This window comes from Paenibacillus alba, from assembly GCF_013204855.1.
Lineage (GTDB): Bacteria > Bacillota > Bacilli > Paenibacillales > NBRC-103111 > Paenibacillus_E > Paenibacillus_E alba.
This window is the reverse complement of sequence record NZ_JABMKZ010000017.1, coordinates 1-18,209: the sequence shown is the minus strand read 5'-3', so window position 1 is coordinate 18,209 and position 18,209 is coordinate 1. Positions and strand designations below refer to the sequence as shown.

Sequence of the window (18,209 nt, the reverse complement as noted above, 5' to 3'; positions counted from 1 at the left end):
CCCTCTTTCTAGGCATAGCCTTGTAATTGTTTCGCAAAAACGGGATAAATCGGCCGAAGAGCAGCCGGAATGGTATGACGAAGCGTCTCCAACTCCACGGGGGAGGGAGGTTGTAGAAGGGGCAGGGGGCGATCTCCTGCCTTCTCTATGCCTAAATCAAAGCCTGTTCGGGCCTGCACGTCACTCGGCAGAACACCAGGTACAGTAGCAGCCAACTGCAATCGACCGCCCAAACCTGTCGGTTTAAGAAGGCCAAGAGGGGTAAATACACCAACAAGCTCACTGTTACGATGAACATGGGGCTCAGAGCGGGCAACGGACGTAACGAAGTCTAGCTTCTCCGGGAACCCTTTGACGCCATGATCCGTTTTGAACAGCAGAATCCGCTTGCACATGAAATAAACGACGCCGGACCCCGCGCCGCCAGGGAGGCGCACCTTGGGAGCGGCATAGTCCCCGATGACGTGCAAATTGATGTTCCCGTAGGGGTCAATTTGAGCGCCGCTCAGGAAAAACACATCGATGCCGCCTCGCTGCATCAAATCGAAAAACTCTTTGGTCCCTTCGAACGGCCAGTCCGGTTGGCCCAAGATATAGACCGATGCCTGTTTGGCGTGCAGCGCTTTGGCAAGCAAAGCCGCGGCGGCCGGAATCGGGGAGTTGTTTCCCACACCGATGACTTCATGATCCCGCAGCTCTCTTGCTAAATGGCAGATCAGCGTCTCCTCGACTGATGGCGCAGAAGCAGAAGCAGATGCGTGACTCATCGAATCGCCTCCTCTTGCGCTTCATAAATATGCTGCTGCAAGTAGGCTTGAAAGCCAGCTTGCGATGAAGCAGCTTCCATATAAATGGAAATCTGCTCGCCATCGATTCCGTAGCGGCCTGGGCAGGAGGTGGGAGCTGCCCCGCGCGGCGCATGAACGATGGCGCTGAGATACATCGCCGGAATCCAAGTTCCGGACTCCTTGCGCAGTTCCTCAGGCGTGACGATTTCCTCAACGGAGGCAATGGCAAGCTGAGAGGCTTGCGCGAGCAGGCGGTTGTTTTGCAGAGGATGGGCCACTACATTGCCGAGCGTATCCGCTTTATAGCCATGAAAGATGGCAACATCAGGCTGGATCGCCGGAACGATGGCAATCTGCTCATCATCTTCATAAGGATTGGTAATCGCCTGAAAATCGGGTCTGATTTTCATATAATCGGTACCGAGCAGCCCGCGCACAGGGATAAAAGGAATACCCATAGCGCCAGCTTGAATGGCAGCTGTGAGCGTCGGGCAAGCATGCTCCAGGCTCGAGAGAGAGCCGATCTCGCAATGTCGGCGAAAGTTAAGCGCGAAGCCATATTCGCCCATCGAGATCTGCGAAAATTCCACGGTGGACACCGCGCCTGCTCCAATCAAAAGATCAGCGTTCACGGCTGCCGCACCCACACAGACGAGATAAAGCTGCCGCTTCTGGGCGCGGACAATCTCGCGGATCAACGCCATGGGCGACATATCCATGTTCCCGCTGATCGCCAGCTTAGCGCCGTCCGGTATGAGAGAGATCGCCTCACGCAGGGTCACTAGTTTGGATGACAATGCTGACACTCCCTTAGCTGTTAGTTAAATCAGAATCGTAGAAGGCTTAGCCGCTTGCGAATACCGATTGTTCGGACTTGGAAGCCCAAAGTGTCCACGCAAAGTATCGGAGGTGTAAGCCTCGCGGAAGACGCCGCGATTTTGCAGCTCAGGAATGACACGTTCGAAGATATCGTCCAAACCGCCCGACATATAAGGGGCCATGAGGTTGAAACCGTCGCAAGCATCCTCTTTGAACCAGGTTTCCAAACGATCTGCAATGGAGGAGGGCGTCCCCACAACGACGTTATGAGAGCGGCTCTGAATGTACCATCTAGCCACTTGGGCTAGTGTCAGTCCCTCTTCCTTGGCTTTGCGGAAAACGAATTGGAACCGCCCGCGGCTGCCTCTAATCTCCTGCTCAATATCGGGAAAGGGCTCATCCAGCGCGTGCTTCGAAAGATCGTAATTCATGCTGCCTGACATGAACGCGAGCCCTGTTTGGGTATGAATGAGCGAATGCAGATATTGTTCTTTGTCCTTCGCTTCCTGCTCCGTATCGCCGACGATCAGCATCGTGCCGGGCAAGATTTTCACCGCATCGCGGGACCGTCCATAGCGCTCTACGCGTGACTTTAAGTCCTGATAGAAGGTCTTGGCGGACTCGATATTCGGTTGTGCGGTGAAAATCAGCTCCGCATACTGAGCGGCTAAGGCCCGGAAAGTGTCGGATGAGCCCGCCTGAATAAGAACCGGATGACCTTGCGGGGAGCGCGGTATGTTCAAAGGGCCTTTCACATCGAACCATTTGCCTTGATGATTGGCGTAATGCACTTTATTTTTATCCGCGAAAACGCCGCGAGGTTTATCAATGAGAAGCGCATCCGCTTCCCAGCTGTCCCATAATTTTTGGACGACCTCAACGAATTCCTGCGCTCTCTCATAGCGGGTTGCGTGATCCAGATGCTCCTTTTTGCTAAAATTACGGGCTTCCGCATCACTGGTGGAAGTGACGACATTCCAGGCCACACGCCCTTTGCTCAAATGATCGAGGGTCGCGAACATGCGGGCAATGTGATAGGGCTCGTGGTAGGTCGTTGAAGCCGTTGCGGCTAAACCGATCTTCTGTGTAGCAGCGCTGAGGGCGGAAATTAAGGTTAGCGGCTCTGCCGACAAAGCAGGTCTGTACGTGACCGAGGAATCGAAGTTGCCGCCGTAGTTATCATCAATCGCCAATTTATCCGCGATGAAAATCATATCCAGCTTAGCCGCTTCGGCTTTCTGAGCGATCTCCCGGTAATAGTCGAAGTCAAGCGGGTTCCCCTGGGCAGCGTCAGGATGGCGCCAACCGCCTGCGTGATGTCCATTCGCTGCAAGGAAGAGTCCCAAATGCATGGATTTGCTCATGTTTCATCTCCTATAGTGGATAGTGACATGCGGTGTAATGCCCAGGTCCGATTTGGGCAAGCTCCGGCACAACCTCTTTGCATAGCGCCGTTGCCGCAGGGCAGCGGGTATGGAACCGGCAGCCTGACGGCGGCCTCGCCGGGGATGGCATCTCGCCCTCCAACGGAACGAAGGTGCGCTTGCGTCTTGGGTCCGGTACGGGAATAGCGGACAGGAGCGCGTGCGTATAGTGGTGGGCAGGATGCTTAAACAGTTCCTCGGTGGGCGCGATCTCAACAAGCTTGCCGAGATACATCACACCGATACGATCCGAGATATAACGGACAATATTAAGTCCATGCGCGATGAATAAATAGGTCAGGTTCATGCGCTGCTGCAAGTCCTGCATCAGATTGACGACCTGTGACTGTACGGAAACATCCAGCGCGGAGACCGCCTCATCCGCAAGAATAAACTTGGGATTCAGCGCGATAGCTCTGGCGATACCGATTCGTTGTCGCTGTCCGCCGGAGAACTCGTGGGGAAGGCGATCGTACCAAGAAGGATTCAGCCCGACTAAATCCATGACGGCTTCCACCTTTTCTCGTTTGGCCGCACCGCGCAAGGATTCATGCACCCAGAACGGCTCGCCGATAATGTCGCCGACTTTCCAGCGGGGGTTGATGGAGCCGTAAGGATCTTGGAAGACGACCTGCATGTCTCTGCGGGTTTCTTTCCAGTCTTTCGTGCCGGCTTGCAGCAAATCGCGGCCTTCGAAACGAATACGGCCTGTCGTCGCCTTCTCCAACTGCAAAAGCACGCGTCCCAGCGTAGACTTGCCGCAACCGGATTCGCCAACAAGGCCGAAGGTTTCCCCTCGGTGAATATCGAAAGAGACATCGTCTACCGCTCGTATGAAGCTTTTGCCACGCTGGAAGAGCCCTTTGTGTATGGGGAAATACTTCTTCACATTCGTCACTTCAAGCAAAGGCTGCTCCGTTGATTGAGCAAAAGAGAGCGCGCGATTCGCTGCCGAATTCGTGAACGAAACGGCCGATTCCTCGGCTGTATCGCCGAAAAATTCAGCAGCGAGATGATCGATGCGCTCGGCGTTCCAACAGGCGACTTCGCGCCCGTGCAGCTGCTGTAGCGGTGGATCTTCGGATAAACACTTTTCCGTCGCATAAGGGCAGCGGGGGTGGAAGCGGCAGCCGGAGGGTAGATCGGACAAGCTCGGTATCGACCCCTTAATGGTGTAGAGCTTCAAACCCCGTACGTTATCCAGGGTGACGATGGAATGCAGAAGGCCTTGCGTATACGGATGCGCAGGATAATCGAACAGCTGCTGAGTCGTTGCCTGTTCGACGACTTTCCCGGCATACATGACGACGACGCGATCAGCCATTTCTGCGGCGATGCCGAGATCATGCGTAATGAGCAGGATCGACATGTTCAGCTCATCCTTGAGCTCCCGAAGCAGGCTGAGAATCTGCGCCTGAATCGTCACATCGAGCGCTGTCGTTGGCTCATCGGCAATCAGCAGCTCGGGGCCGCAGGCGAGCGCCATGGCAATCATGGCTCTTTGGCGCATCCCGCCGGAGAGTTCGTACGGATACTGCTTCATCCGAATTTCCGGTTCCGGGATGCCGACTCTTCTCAGCAGCGAGATCGCTTTCTCGCGCGCCTTAGGTTTGGACGTTTTTTCATGGCGGAGAATGACTTCCATGATTTGGCTGCCAATGCTGAAAATCGGGTCCAGCGCCGTCATCGGCTCTTGGAAAATCATCGCGATTTTCTTCCCGCGCAGATCGCTGATTTCCTTTTGAGACAGACCAACTAAGCTCTGTCCATCCAACTGGATATCCCCATGGGAAATAAATCCATTGTCATAGTTGATCAGGCGCATGATGGAGAGCGATGTAATCGTTTTGCCGCTGCCGGATTCTCCGACCAAGCACACAATTTCTCCTGCTCCAATTTGCAAACTAACTTGATTAATCGCATTGAGCGAGCCGTTCGCGGTTTGGAAATCGACCGATAGTTGTTGGATATCGAGTAATGGTTTCATAGCCTAGGACCTCAATTTCTTAGGATCCATACGATCTCTAATTTCATCACCGAGGAGATTAACGACAATAACAAGCAGTGTAATGGCAAGCCCTGGGAACGTAGCGACCCACCAAGCGACTGTCATGTAGCTTCTGCCTTGGGAGAGCATGTAGCCCCAATCGGGGATTTCTTTGACAACGCCAAGACCGAGAAAGCTAAGACCGGTGCCAACTAGAATCGAGCTTCCGACGCCGATCGTCATCATTACGAGTAAAGGCGAGAAGCAGTTCGGCAAAATATGGCGAACCATAATTTCCAAATGCGAGGTGCCGACTGCTCGTGCAGCATCAATGAACGGTCGATTGCGAATAGAGATAACCGTACTGCGAACAACCCGGGCTTTCCCGGGAATTGTTGCTACGCTGATCGCCAAGATTACATTGAAGAAGCTGGGGCCAAGCGCCACGGAGATGGCAATAGCCAGCAGGATGCCTGGAATGGTCATTAAAATATCGTTGAAACGCATAAAAATCGAATCTACGATCCCGCCCCAGTAACCGGCAAGAAGTCCGAACAGTGTACCGATAAACCCGCCAATGAGCACGGAAACAACCCCCATAATGAGCGATTGCTGGCTGCCATAAATGACAAGCGTCCAGACGTCCCGGCCGAACTGATCGGTTCCAAGCGGATGGGCGAAGCTGGGAGCCTTGAGCAGCTGATCCGTCATCATATCGGTTGGCGAATAGGGCGCAATCCACGACGGAGCAATGGCGCACAACACGAGAAAGGCCAGAACGAATAGGGAAAATCCGAGCAGAATTTTGGATAAGCTCAGTTTTTTGAGCTTGAAAGCGAAAGATGACCTGATCAACCGCTTAGGTAACATTGTTTCTGTTGTGATTGAGTTGAAAAGCATGTGAGCAACCTCCCTTTCACCATTATCCCGTTTTGCGAACGCGCGGATCGACGTAGGAATAGGAAACATCCACCATCAGATTGACGATAATATTGAAAATACCTGTGATCAGAATCGCCGCCTGAATGACCGGAATATCTTTCTGATTAATGGCATCGACAACTAATTTCCCAAGTCCTTGCCTCGAAAAAACGGTTTCTGTGACAACGGCACCCGATAGCATTTCCCCCACCAACAGCCCGAGAATGGTGACAGCGGGCAGTAAAGCATTGCGCAGAACGTGTTTGTACAAAACAATGCGCTCGGACAAGCCCTTGGCTCGCAGCGTCAAGACGAACTGTTCATGAATCACTTCGAGCACACTGTTCCGAACCATGCGCGTAAGCATGCCGGCGCCAGTGACACCAAGCGCAAAAGACGGCAGGATCAGCTGTTTAAAGCTGCCATTCCCAATCGCAGGGAGCAGTTGGAAATGAACCGAAAACACGAGAATGAGCAGGATGCCCAGCCAAAATTTTGGCATAGACACCCCAAGTAAACTGATAACGCGAACGATATAATCGAGCACGCGATTTTGATATACAGCAGATAACACACCGAGAATAAAACCTACGATAATAGCGAAAATTGTACTGAGCAGCGCGAGCGAAAGTGTTGCCGGCAGCTGGGCGAGCAAGCGATCCAGCACCGGCTGATTGTTCGCGAAGGAATGGCCGAAATCGCCTCGCATGCTATCCCACAGATACACCAAGTATTGCTGCCACAGCGGTTGATCGAGCCCGAACTGTTTCCTCAGGAACTCAATCCGCTCCGGTGCAGCGTCATCCCCGGCAATCATTTGGGCCGGATCCCCCGGCAGCCAGTGAATAATTAGGAAAACAAGCGTCAGTGATCCCAGAATGACGGGTATGGAGACGATGAGCCTGTTTAAAATGTACTTCAGCATCAAGGGCTCCTCCTTATCGCCTTATTTTTGAATCCAAGCATCGTAGAACACAGGCCAGGCTGGCGAGTCGAATGTAATGCCGTGCACTTCTTTGCTGGAAGCTACGGAGTAATTGAAGACATAGGTAGGGATGGTGTACACATTATCAATGATATATTCCTGTACTTCTTTATAAATGGCCTTGCGTTTCTCTGCGTCTGTTTCCAGATAACCTTGTTCGAGCAGATCATCTAATTTCGGATCGTTGGTTTTCGCGATATTATTCGTTTTGGAAGGCCCTTTGGTCGAATACAGTTGGCGCAAAACATCCGGATCGCCGGAAAATTGACTCGCAGCAATCAGATCGTATTCACCCTTGTTGCGACGTTCCGTGTAGGTGCCGGTTGGCAAGGAAATAACTTTAAGCTCAATGCCAGCCTGTTTCAGCTGCTGAGTGAAAATGGCGATCAAATCAAGCCGCTTCTCGCGGTTTCCTTGGGTATCGATGACCTCAATCGTCAGGCGTTTGCCGTCTTTGGCCCGGTAGCCATCCGCGCCTTTGGCCCAGCCGGCTTCATCCAAGGTTTTATTGGATGAAGCCAAGTCTGGCTTGTAGGCATTCTCCCGGGATGGGGAGTAGGCGAATTGCTGCGTGGATAGAGGCGACCAGCCTTGTTTGGAGGTTCCCAGATAAATCGTTTTGACAGCGGAGTCGATATCCAACGCGGATCTGACGGCCTGTCTCACTTTCAGGTCATTCCATGGCGCTTTCTGAATGTTTAGGTACAGGGTGAAGTTGGCTTGCAGCAATTCCGTTTCCTGTACATTGAAGTTTTTGTCAGCCTTCAGGGCGACAAGGTTTTGTGGCGGGATAATATCGGCTACTTGCACTTGTTTGCTTTGCAGCACGCTGACGCGTGTCGCTTCTTCCTCAACATATTTCACCGTTAATTTATCCAGATAAGCCGGGCCTTGATGCTTGGCGTTCGCTGGACCCCAGTTGTAATCCGGATTTTTTTCGAATTCTACTTGTGTGCTGGGCGTAATCTTTTTCAGCTTAAAAGGGCCCGTGCCTACTGGATTTTGCGGGAACGCATCGCCAAACTTTTTGACAGCAGTCGGCGAGACGAAGCCTAAGTCCACTTTGGCTGCATTGCTCAGGAAAGGAGCGAACGGTGCTTTGAAATTCACTTTAACCGTGAACTCATCAATGACGTCCGTTGATTCATAAGAGCCTAGCTCATTAAGTGAGCTGGAAGCTTTGGTTGCCGGATCTTTGATACGGTCAAAATTGAATTTCACAGCTTCCGCGTTAAAAGGAGTGCCGTCATGGAACTTCACGTCTTTGCGCAGGTGGAACGTGTAGCTCTTCTTGTCGGCAGCCAGTTCCCACGAAGTGGCCAGCCACGGCTGGAAGGTGTGGTCCGGCAATTCCACGACCAAACTGTCATAAATCGAGCGCATTACACGCGTAGTCGGAGCGAATCCAGCTTTGTGCGCATCCAAGCTGTCGGTCGTCACCGTTCCGGCCAAAGCCCAGACAAGCTCGCCGCCTGGTGTAACCGCCCCAGCATCTTTCGCTGAGGCATTGCTTGCCTTACCGCCTGTTTTCTCAGCATCGCCGCAGCCTGCTACAATCAAGGATGTGGCTAAGAGGATACCAGCAATTTTCCCAATTCCCTTTTTCATATCTCATCTCCATCTAAATGTTGAGTTGCTGCTCTAGCTTTAAGCCTGAGCTAATTTTTGTTTGGTATATCGGTTTACTGGTATTTCGAGCCCCAAGTTGCCACGCAATGTATCACTTTCGTATTCCTCCCGATAAATGCCGCGTTCCTGAAGGATCGGAACGACCAGTTCGACGAAATCCCGGAGGCTGCCAGGTGTACCTGTATGAATGATAAAGCCGTCAGCAGCGCCTTCCTCGAACCATTGCTGCACAATGTCAGCGACTTTATCTGGCGTGCCTACGAAGCTGCTTCTTGGTGTTGCGAAACGCAGTGCTGTTTGGCGAAGCGTCAAATTTTCTTCTTTCGCAATGCGCTTAATACGGTCTGTAGAGCTGCGGTAGCTGTTGCTGCCCAGATCGCCTAAATCTGGAAACGGTTCATCCAGTGGATACTGCGTGAAGTCATGGTAGGTGAAAGGACGGCCTAGCTGATCGAGCGCGTCTTCCAGTGTGACCAGTCCAGCGATTGCTTGATATTTGCTTTCTGCTTCTTCTTCGGTTCTCCCAATGATCGGGCTAATGCCCGGGAAGATTAGGATTTCCTCCGACGTTTTGCCGTAAGCTGCGGCTCTTTGCTTAATATCCTGATAGAAGGCTTTCGCTTCCTGAATGGTTTCGTGTCCTGTGAAAATAGCATTGGCACTCTTCGCCGCCAAATTCCGTCCATCCTCCGAGCCCCCGGCTTGGAAAATGACAGGCTGCCCCTGCTTGGAGCGGGAAATGTTCAGAGGTCCCTGAACGGAGAAGTGCTTACCCTTGTGATTCAACGTGTGCAGCTTGCTTGGATCGAAGAATACGCCCGTTTTTTGATCGCGAATCAGTGCATCGTCCTCCCAGGAATCCCACAACCCTCGCACGACTTCCAGATGCTCTTCGGCAATGCGATAGCGCTCATCATGGGAATAATGCTCATCTCTGCTGTAGTTGCGAGCAGCCCCTTCAAGGCCTGTTGTGACCACATTCCAACCAGCTCGGCCATAGCTGAGATGATCCAGAGAGGCGAACTGCCTTGCTACCGTAAAAGGCTGTGTGAAGGAGGCTGTCAGTGTGCCGACAAGACCGATCTTGGACGTGACCGCTCCCAGTGCCGAAAGTACCGTTAACGGCTCAAGCCGATTTAAGTAATGCGGCGCAGATTTCTCTGTGATATACGTGCTGTCTACAATGAATACGAAGTCGAATTTGCCTTCCTCGGCTTTGAGCGCCTGCTCCGCATAATAGTCAAAGTCTACACTGGCATCCCCCGGGATCTCCGGATTGCGCCATGTATATTTCGAAGTGCCTACCCCTGTAATGGTTGCTCCTAGTTTTAATTTGCGATGTTTGGACATTGGCATTCCCTCCTCTTAGTTCAGCACTTTGGCTTTGGCATTGCGGTTCACTGGAACCTCGAGCCCCAGGTGACCCCGTAGTGTTTCATGTTCATATTCCGTACGATAAAGTCCGCGTTCTTGTAAAATCGGCACAACGAGCTCGACGAAATCCTGCAGCGCTCCCGGAATCCCGACTCCAATGATGAAGCCGTCTGAAGCTTCTTCTTCAATCCATCGTTGGATGGTATCCGCTATTTTCTCCGGTGTTCCAACAAAGTTGCCTCTAGGTGTAGCAAAACGAAGGGCGACCTCGCGCAGCGTCAAATTATGTTCCTTGGCCAGACGTTTGATTTTCTCCGAACCGCCTTGTTGGCTATTAGCGCCGAGATCGCCAAGATCAGGGAACGGTTCATCCAGCGGATACACGCTGAAATCATAATCGTTGAAAGGACGGCCCAGGGCGATTATCGCTTTCTCAATAGACACGAGATTGACCGTTTCCAGGTATTTGCTTTCAGCTTCTTCCTCCGTGCGGCCAATGATGGGACGGATGCCCGGCAGAATGGAGACATCTTCTGGACGGCGGCCGTGTGCGGCAACTCTGCGCTTGATATCCGCATAATAAGCTTTGGCTTCATCGATGTTTTCGTGTCCAACGAAGATCGCGTCCGCATTTTTGGAGGCAAAATGACGACCGTCTTCCGACGTTCCCGCTTGGAAAATAACGGGCTGCCCCTGTCTCGAACGAGCGATATTCAGCGGCCCCTGTACGGAGAAAAACTCGCCTTTATGGCCTAGTGTATGAAGCTTGCTCGGATCAAAAAACACACCGGATTCTTTATCACGCGTGAAGGCATCATCCTCCCAGGAATCCCAAAGCCCTTTTACGACATCAACATGCTCTTGTGCGATGCGGTAGCGCTTTTCATGGGGCGGATGCTCATCTTTGCTGTAGTTGTTAGCGCTGCCTGAGAGCCAGGATGTCACTACGTTCCAGCCGGCTCTGCCTTTGCTGATATGATCAAGGGAAGCAAATTGTCTGGCTACGGTGAACGGTTCACTGTAGCTGACAGTTAACGTGCCGACAAGGCCGATGCGCTTGGTTACCGCAGCCAAGGCCGAAAGGATCGTGAGCGGTTCAAATCTATTTAAGTAATGAGGGCTTGATTTTTCTGTGATATGTACACTGTCAGCGATGAAGGCAAAGTCGAATTTACCGGCCTCTGCCGTTTGAGCTTGATGCTTGTAGAATTGAAAATTCGTACTGGCATCCGTGATGGCATCGGGATGTTTCCAATCTTCCCAACCTCCGCCTACACCATGAATCATCGCACCCAATTTGATTTTCTTCTTATTCGCCATATTCTCCGCCTCCACATTTTTAATTTATATTATTCCGATAAAGTTACTTGTATATAAACGATCATAAGCGAAGTTGTTTTTTTTGTAAAATTCAAAAAATAGAAGAGTTAATTCCGATTTTATGAATTAAGACTGCACAAACAGATAGAAATCGTTTATATTTGAGTAAACCGCTTGGAATAATTAGTAATAATGGTATGATAAAAATATGGTTTTGTAAAAACGAAATATCGGAACGATCGATTCCGTTTTCTTGAACTTACTCTGCTAGCAAAGGAGCCTGCCTCAATGGATATTCGGAACATTAAGACGTTTCAGACGATCATTAAACTTGGCAGTTTTCAGCGTGCGGCTGAAGAACTGCAATACGGTCAATCAACGGTGACGATGCATATTCAGAAGTTGGAAGGAGATTTAGGCGTTAAACTGCTGGAGAGAGGGAAGAAGCTTAAACTGACGGAGGCAGGTCGATTATTTCATCAGAATGCGGATATGCTGCTGAAAGATTACGATTTCCTGCATACCTCCATTGCAGAATTGATCCAAGGCGAGGCGGGGATCGTGCGGATCGGCGTCATGGAGCCGACGGCGAGTTATCGACTTCCGAGCATTTTGGGACCTTTTCTGCAGCAGCATCCTAAGGTGAAAGTGAGTATCCAAATTGGCAATACGACCATTCTAGGTCAAATGCTGAATGAGGGCAGCATCGATCTGGCGATCTGCTCCACGCCGGATACAGGGATTGAGAACACGTTTGAACCTTTGTTCAACGAGGAGCTTGCGCTATTAGTGCCGGACACGCACCCGCTTGCCGTTAAGGAAGTGATCCATCTGCGTGATCTGCAAAATGAGAATATCTTGATCACGAACTCCCTCTGCCCTTATCGCCAGAAGTTGGAGAGTTCCTTGCTGGAGAAAGGCGGCAGCCCTTATGCGGGCATGGAGATCGGCAACATGGCCGCACTCAAATTTTATGTTCAAGCCAATTTCGGCATCGCTGTGGTTCCCGTCATTACCGCCATGCCGAACCCGGAGGGAACTGTGCTGAAAAAAATACAAGATTTGGACTCCGGCTTGGTCACGGGCATGCTTCGCAAGACTAGCGGCAGCTCGTTCAGCACCGCAGCTGAGAAGCTGATCTCGCTTCTGCGCGAGGAATTGCAGACGATTTATCGGAGTTGAGCGGGAGATGGCAAGGCGTGTCTCAAAGGTCACAGAGCCTTGGGGCAGCACTCCTCCTATTGGGGCAAATAAGAGCCTTTAGCAGCTCCTATTTGCACAAAAAGCAGGGGGTTTTCTTGAATAGCAGCCCTTAAAGACTCTTATCTCCGGTGAAACACGCAAAAACTCCCACACATGAAGCATTAAGAGTCTCAAAGAGCTCTTATTTGCATGAAAAGTGGCTGTTTTACACGAATAGAAGTCTTTGGAGACTCTTGTCTTGAGCCGAAACCAACCAACCTCCCACTCCTTAAATGAATCTCACTCGTGTGCGTAAGTGTGTGTAAAGATTAGCTAGTTGTTGGAGCTTGGAGAGATAGAGGTGGATAGGAGAGAGTTGATGTGTGCGGCGAGTAAAGAAGTAAGTGGAGTAGATATGGGTTAATGCTGGCGATGTCCTTGGATTTAATTCAAGGACATCGTAGAGCGGCAGTGGTGAATGTAAGAAAATGGGGATGCCCGCTAAGCGTGGTGCAACGACAGTCGGTTCACCCCGTTAGTGCACCCAAATATCGGAGTGGTACGCCTTCATGAAGTTCAGCAGCTTCTCGAGAACTTCGATGCCCTTCGTCTCGGATTCTTTGGCTTGGAGCAGCAGGTCAATTGCCCGATCCGCTGTTGCCGGTTCCTTGGGCGTTCCGCCTTCGGGGAACGGGAACATGTCGCGCAATTCGCTGAGCGCTTCCGCGACAACGGCATAGTGGGCTGCAGCTTCGGCAGCATGGGCGCGGATGTTGCGTTCAACGATATTGCTGCCGTCCCATTTGACCGCCATTTCCCGCAGGTACTCGGCCGCAAATTCCCTCGCATCAGCAGCGACAGCTGCGTTATAAGCATTGCCGAATTCATCGGCGCTGCGCTTTTCCATAGCTTCAATCCAAGCCTCATACCCCTTGAGACCCTGCGCGTAGCGGTCTTTAAACATATGCGCCCACTCACGCCCTCGGGCATGATCGACAATCATATCCAGCGACATTCGCAGAATTTCATATTTGGAGTGGGCGAGGCTATCTTCGATGGTAATGAGGAAGAGGACTGGAATTTTGGGCTGACCGAATTGGGCATAGGAAAGTGTGCCATCTTGCGAGACATCTTTGGCATAGAACAACTGCTTGTCATCGTCGTAGCCATAAATCAGACCGAATTCCGGTGTGAAGAGATCGAAGGCAATGGCAGGATAACCTTTATCTACAGATCGCTGAATTAAGGCGATCGTTTTCTGCAACATGTCGGGCGAAACGGGGACAGAGGCTTCTCCCATATTGCTGGTGAAGCCGAGATTACAGAGATTGCGGCGAAAAATATAGCCACCGGGAAAAGAAGTGGGCCCAGCCACATTGACCTCGATCGGATCGATATTCAGGCGAAACGCATGTCCCGTAATGCCCATGACGTCGATGAGGGAGAAGCTCTTTTTATCCGTATAGCTAATTGATCCATAAATAGTGCTTGCGGCGGAGGACAAGGTCTTCGTCCAGTCCCGGTTGATGCGTTGTTCCACTAGCATAGTAGTAACCTCCATTGAACAATCAGATTGGGGGAGAGGCAAGGATAACCCGCTTGGGCAGACCTAGGGCGGCTCTTTGCTGCACGTAGCCATTCAGGGAGACGCGAATTCTTTCTCTGCACACTTTGGAGCGTGAGCGGGACAGGATGTTGTATACATTGGCTGTTTTGGTCTGAAACAGGGCGGCGATTTGAACAGGAGTCAGCTCATCAAAAAAATGAGCTTCAAAGACGGCCCGCTCACGCTTGCCGAGGCACGACAGCAGTTCCCGCAAGCATTGAAGCATGTCGGCTCTCAGGAAGGATTCCGCAGGATCATCACGATAGCGCGCTTCGTCGATTGCTGAGCCCGCCAGCCGAAAGAGGATACTGTCGATGTCTGACCAGTCTGTAGGTATCAGAGTCCCTTCCGCTTGACGGCTGAAAGATGAGAAGGGCTGTTCTTTGCCGTAAAGTCCTCCTCGGCGCAGCTTCATATAAGCTTGATTGCGAACAATCCGCTGCAGCCAAGGTACGAAGCGATCCGCATTCATCAAGGTGCCGATGTGCATGAATGCCCGAATAAGCGCATCTTGCACAATATCCTCGGCGATGAAGGTGTCTCGCGCTATCGATGTTGCAAGGCCGAGTGCTTGGCTGCGATGATGGCGCACCAGATCCCCGAATGCCTCTCTGTCTCCAGCACGTGCCCGTAGGACAAGCTCCCGTTGTGTTTCCATACAGCTATCCTCGAGCTGTTCCAAGTGCCTGTTCATCCTCTCACTCTCCCCGTTATCTGATAGATGCCACCAAAGCATGCGAATCTATCATCACACGAAAAAAAAGGAATGCAGCTGAGGATGCTGTTCTCCTCGCGCCTGCAATCCTTCGTCATGGTGTGTTGTAAATCTCATGTCGCTCGCCGACCGTGTTCCACCTTGCGGTAGTCCTTAGGCACGACGCCTTTGCTTTCCCGGAAAATTCGAGAAAACGTTTTGTACGAGCCGTAGCCAACCTCAAGAGCAATTTCGGTCACGCTCATGTCCGTGGACACGAGCAGGCTGCAAGCATGCCGCAAGCGCAGGTCATGGAGGAAATGGACGAACGTCTGGCCGGTCGTTTGTTTAATGACCTCGCTGATGCGCGAGATGCTCATCGAGAATCGTGAGGCCAGATCCGACAAAGCGAGATCCTCTTGGTAATTCCGATGGATATAGTGAATAATGGGCCACACCGAAGGGCTCGCCTTGGAGCCGAGGATAGGTGCGATTTCGACCACTTCAAGATGATCGGCTTCGGCTTGCTTCCAACGACTGCGGTCGAAGCGTACGAGTACTTCCTTCAGCTTGGATTTCAGCAGCGTCTGACGGTAGCGCTCGTCGCCTTTGTATTCTTGGTACATATCCTCAATGAGCATGCTCATCTGTTGTTGATCTTGTCCACTCAGCTGAACAAAGGCTGGCAGGGTATTCGTGTCTTGGAAGAGACCGGATAAGCCTTGATCATGTCCTGGTTCCATGAGAAGGTCCATACTGAACGTACAGTTGAAGAGGACCAGATTTTGACCGGGATCGGTGAAGATTTCATGCACCTGATAAGGAAGCACGAAGGTGAAAGTACCCGGCGTCATCGTGTGCTTCACATCATTGATCATTTCGGCCCCGTGCCCGTCAATGACAAAAGAGAACTCCAGATAGTCGTGACGATGAGCCCGAAATCCGTGAGCAAGTGTATTTTTGCTAAGGTGGAAAGGGAAGGATGAATCCATATTTGGGTACGTTTTCAGATAATCGGGAAAGTACGTCATAATAAGGCTGGTCTCCTTCGAAGAATTGGGACGTTTTTCGAAATTTAGGTGCGTTTTCTTCGTCTGTTTATTTTATCATAAAAGCAGTTCGAACAGGATGCAGATATGAGGAGGAGACTTGTTGTGGGAAGCGTTAACAAAATCAGATTAGGTATCATTGGTGCGGGTAATATTGGTGGCGTTCATATCCGCGAGTTTTCCAAATTGACTAATTTATGCGAAATTACAGCGATTACGGATGCGTATCTGCCTCTTGCAGAAGCGCGTGCTGAGGAACATGGCATTGCTTATGTGGCAGCAACTCCCGAAGAACTTATACATAGTGCAAATGTGGATGCGGTTATTATCGGAGTGCCGAATCAATACCACGCAGCACTTGCGGTGCAGGCGATTGAAGCAGGTAAACATGTGCTGATTGAGAAGCCGATGGGCATTAATGCGGAGGCGGCGAAGCAAATTTACAAGGCCAGCGAAGCTTCTGACAGAGTGGTCATGATTGGTCACCAAATGCGCTGGGAAGCTGTGCCGCAGCTAATCAAAGAGCAAGTTGATGCGGGCGAGCTCGGCAAAATATATACAGCCAAAACCGGCTGGTTCCGTCGTAAAGGAATTCCGGGCTGGGGAACTTGGTTTACGAAGATGAACGAATCTGGCGGCGGACCGTTAATTGATATTGGGGTGCATATGCTGGATTTGGCGCTATATTTGATGGGCAATCCGAAGCCGGTATCGGTTTTTGGGGCAACCTATGCCGAATTTGGGCCGCGCAAAAAAGGGATCGGTACGTGGGGCAAGCCTAATTGGAATGGTACATATGACGTGGAAGATTTGGCTACCGCTTTGATCCGTATGGAAGATGGCAGCACCTTAACGCTGGAGGTTAGCTGGGCTGTTCATATGGACACTGACAATACGCCATTCATTCATCTTATGGGCTCAGAGGGCGGAGCAAGCTACAAAGGCGCTTCCGGCAAGCTGCTGACAGAGAAATTTAATCGGGCAATTGAGACTGATTTGAAAAAACCAGAGGATGACGAGGGCGAGCGTCTACGACTAAGCCTCCACTTCCTGGATTGTATTGCGCAAGGAAAGCAGCCGATTACTTCTGCCTTATCGGGCTATACGAATAATTTAATTTTGGACGCTATTTATGAATCTTCCCGTACGGGCAATGAAGTGAAACTAAACTGGGATATCTAAAAAGGAGGTACGACCATGCTGAGAGGATTAACCGGAGCAGGGCTTGGCAAGCTGGAAAGCAATGAGCAATTTATCGAGCTAGCGGCCAAATACGGCTTTCAAGCCATTGATATTGATGCGCTAGGCTTAGTAGAGAGTCACGGTGTAGATGGTGCGCGTGGGCTTTTGAGCAAACATGGCCTCGTCATCGGCTCGATCGGTCTGCCGGTTGAATGGCGCCATAGCGAAGAGGCATTTCTTGACGGTTTGCCTAAACTAACCCAAGCGGCAGCGGCTGCAGCAGCGCTAGGCTGCAAAAACTGCTGCACCTATGTGCTGCCGTCAACGGACTATAAAGCTGCTCACTTCATGACGCTGGCTACACGCCGATTGCGCACCTGCGCTCAAATCCTTGGCGCGTACGGCATTCGTCTTGGTTTGGAGTTCGTAGGACCACATCATCTGCGTACGCAGTGGAAGCATCCGTTCATCTGGACACTCGAAGAGACGCTGGATTGGATCGACGCCATTGGCGAGAGCAATGTTGGTCTGCTGTTCGATGCGTACCACTGGTACACGAACGGGTTAACCGTTGCGGACATCGAAAAGCTTCGCGCAGACCAGATCGTTCATGTTCACATCAACGATGCGCCGGATGTGCCGCTCGAGGATGTACGGGATAACGGGCGTATCTATCCGGGAGAAGGCGTTATTGACTTGGCTGGCTTCCTGCAAGGTTTGCAGCGGATTGGCTACAAGGGTGCTGTAGCTCAGGAAATTTTGACAGCGGCTCCGCCGACGGATTCCCCTGAAAGCTTAGTGCAGCGCTCCAAAGCCGGTTTTGATAAGGTGTACGCCGAAGCGGGCATTGGTTAGGTGGATTTTTGGATAAAGCAGGCTGGCCTTTTATGGGCTGGCCTGCTTTTTTTCGTTGGATTAGAGAGAGTAGAGAAGCGGCTTGTTTGGGCTAAGCCGAGGAAATGGCCGCGACGCGAGCGCCCACTCCAAGAAAACGCTCACGAAGCGAGCGATAGGGCTGAAAAACAGCCCTAAAGCTGCCGCAGAAGCGAAAGTCCCACCTGTAAGGCTGAAAAACAGCCTTACAGAGGGCTAAGCCCAAGAAAAACACCCGCGAAGTGAGCGATAGGGCAATAGCTTTGCATTGAAGCTTACATGTGCGAACTAGGCCCCATCCCTATCTCGAAGCAAATAGATCCAGAACCTAAAAGAGGTTGAATTGGATACTTTGCCTTGACTTCGATTATTAAAC

15 protein-coding genes are annotated in these 18,209 nt (G+C 51.3%); 3 read left to right on the top strand and 12 right to left on the bottom strand.

Going from position 1 to position 18,209, the window contains the following annotated elements; translation table 11 throughout:
* Positions 1 to 8: 8 nt before the first annotated feature.
* From HQN90_RS20575 to HQN90_RS20535, 9 genes are read right to left on the bottom strand one after another with little or no spacing between them, the layout of a single operon-like run.
* A complete protein-coding gene (locus tag HQN90_RS20575; RefSeq protein WP_173222133.1) occupies positions 9 to 767 on the bottom strand; it encodes a CoA-transferase in 759 nt (252 codons plus the stop codon).
* Positions 764 to 1,585 (bottom strand): CoA transferase subunit A, encoded by an 822-nt coding sequence (locus HQN90_RS20570; protein ID WP_173222131.1) that lies wholly within the window; start codon positions 1,583 to 1,585, stop codon positions 764 to 766. Before HQN90_RS20570 ends, HQN90_RS20575 begins: the two co-directional genes overlap by 4 nt.
* A gap of 24 nt (positions 1,586 to 1,609) precedes the next feature.
* Positions 1,610 to 2,971 (bottom strand): LLM class flavin-dependent oxidoreductase, encoded by a 1,362-nt coding sequence (locus HQN90_RS20565; protein WP_216855395.1) that lies wholly within the window; start codon positions 2,969 to 2,971, stop codon positions 1,610 to 1,612.
* Positions 2,972 to 2,981: 10 nt separating this feature from the next.
* Positions 2,982 to 5,018 carry an ABC transporter ATP-binding protein gene (locus HQN90_RS20560; RefSeq protein WP_173222129.1) on the bottom strand — a complete coding sequence of 679 codons (2,037 nt, stop codon included), beginning with the start codon at positions 5,016 to 5,018 and terminating at the stop codon, positions 2,982 to 2,984.
* Between the two features lie 3 nt (positions 5,019 to 5,021).
* Positions 5,022 to 5,918, bottom strand: coding sequence for an ABC transporter permease (locus tag HQN90_RS20555; protein ID WP_173222127.1), 897 nt, complete (start codon positions 5,916 to 5,918; stop codon positions 5,022 to 5,024).
* A 22-nt stretch (positions 5,919 to 5,940) separates the two neighbouring features.
* The gene (locus HQN90_RS20550; RefSeq protein ID WP_173222124.1) at positions 5,941 to 6,864 is read right to left on the bottom strand and encodes an ABC transporter permease; all 924 of its coding nucleotides are present in this window, start codon (positions 6,862 to 6,864) and stop codon (positions 5,941 to 5,943) included.
* 21 nt (positions 6,865 to 6,885) lie between these two features.
* Entirely contained in the window at positions 6,886 to 8,532 is a 1,647-nt protein-coding gene (locus HQN90_RS20545) for an ABC transporter substrate-binding protein (RefSeq protein WP_173222122.1), read from the bottom strand.
* A gap of 39 nt (positions 8,533 to 8,571) precedes the next feature.
* The gene (locus HQN90_RS20540) at positions 8,572 to 9,903 is read right to left on the bottom strand and encodes an LLM class flavin-dependent oxidoreductase (protein WP_173222120.1); all 1,332 of its coding nucleotides are present in this window, start codon (positions 9,901 to 9,903) and stop codon (positions 8,572 to 8,574) included.
* A gap of 15 nt (positions 9,904 to 9,918) precedes the next feature.
* Positions 9,919 to 11,247, bottom strand: a complete 1,329-nt coding sequence (locus HQN90_RS20535) for an LLM class flavin-dependent oxidoreductase (RefSeq protein WP_173222118.1) — start codon at positions 11,245 to 11,247, stop codon at positions 9,919 to 9,921.
* 288 nt (positions 11,248 to 11,535) lie between these two features.
* On the opposite strand from HQN90_RS20535, the gene HQN90_RS20530 reads away from it, so the two are divergent.
* Positions 11,536 to 12,429 carry a LysR family transcriptional regulator gene (locus tag HQN90_RS20530; RefSeq protein WP_173222116.1) on the top strand — a complete coding sequence of 298 codons (894 nt, stop codon included), beginning with the start codon at positions 11,536 to 11,538 and terminating at the stop codon, positions 12,427 to 12,429.
* Between the two features lie 535 nt (positions 12,430 to 12,964).
* On the opposite strand, the gene HQN90_RS20525 is transcribed toward HQN90_RS20530, so the two are convergent.
* From HQN90_RS20525 to HQN90_RS20515, 3 genes are all read right to left on the bottom strand, one after another.
* The gene (locus tag HQN90_RS20525) at positions 12,965 to 13,975 is read right to left on the bottom strand and encodes a hypothetical protein (protein ID WP_173222114.1); all 1,011 of its coding nucleotides are present in this window, start codon (positions 13,973 to 13,975) and stop codon (positions 12,965 to 12,967) included.
* A 22-nt stretch (positions 13,976 to 13,997) separates the two neighbouring features.
* The gene (locus HQN90_RS20520; protein WP_246362674.1) at positions 13,998 to 14,729 is read right to left on the bottom strand and encodes an RNA polymerase sigma factor; all 732 of its coding nucleotides are present in this window, start codon (positions 14,727 to 14,729) and stop codon (positions 13,998 to 14,000) included.
* A 134-nt stretch (positions 14,730 to 14,863) separates the two neighbouring features.
* Positions 14,864 to 15,760, bottom strand: coding sequence for an AraC family transcriptional regulator (locus tag HQN90_RS20515; protein ID WP_173222110.1), 897 nt, complete (start codon positions 15,758 to 15,760; stop codon positions 14,864 to 14,866).
* Positions 15,761 to 15,883: 123 nt separating this feature from the next.
* On the opposite strand from HQN90_RS20515, the gene HQN90_RS20510 reads away from it, so the two are divergent.
* The gene (locus tag HQN90_RS20510) at positions 15,884 to 16,960 is read left to right on the top strand and encodes a Gfo/Idh/MocA family oxidoreductase (protein ID WP_173222108.1); all 1,077 of its coding nucleotides are present in this window, start codon (positions 15,884 to 15,886) and stop codon (positions 16,958 to 16,960) included.
* 15 nt (positions 16,961 to 16,975) lie between these two features.
* Positions 16,976 to 17,815 (top strand): sugar phosphate isomerase/epimerase family protein, encoded by an 840-nt coding sequence (locus HQN90_RS20505; RefSeq protein WP_173222106.1) that lies wholly within the window; start codon positions 16,976 to 16,978, stop codon positions 17,813 to 17,815.
* Positions 17,816 to 18,209 lie beyond the last annotated feature (394 nt).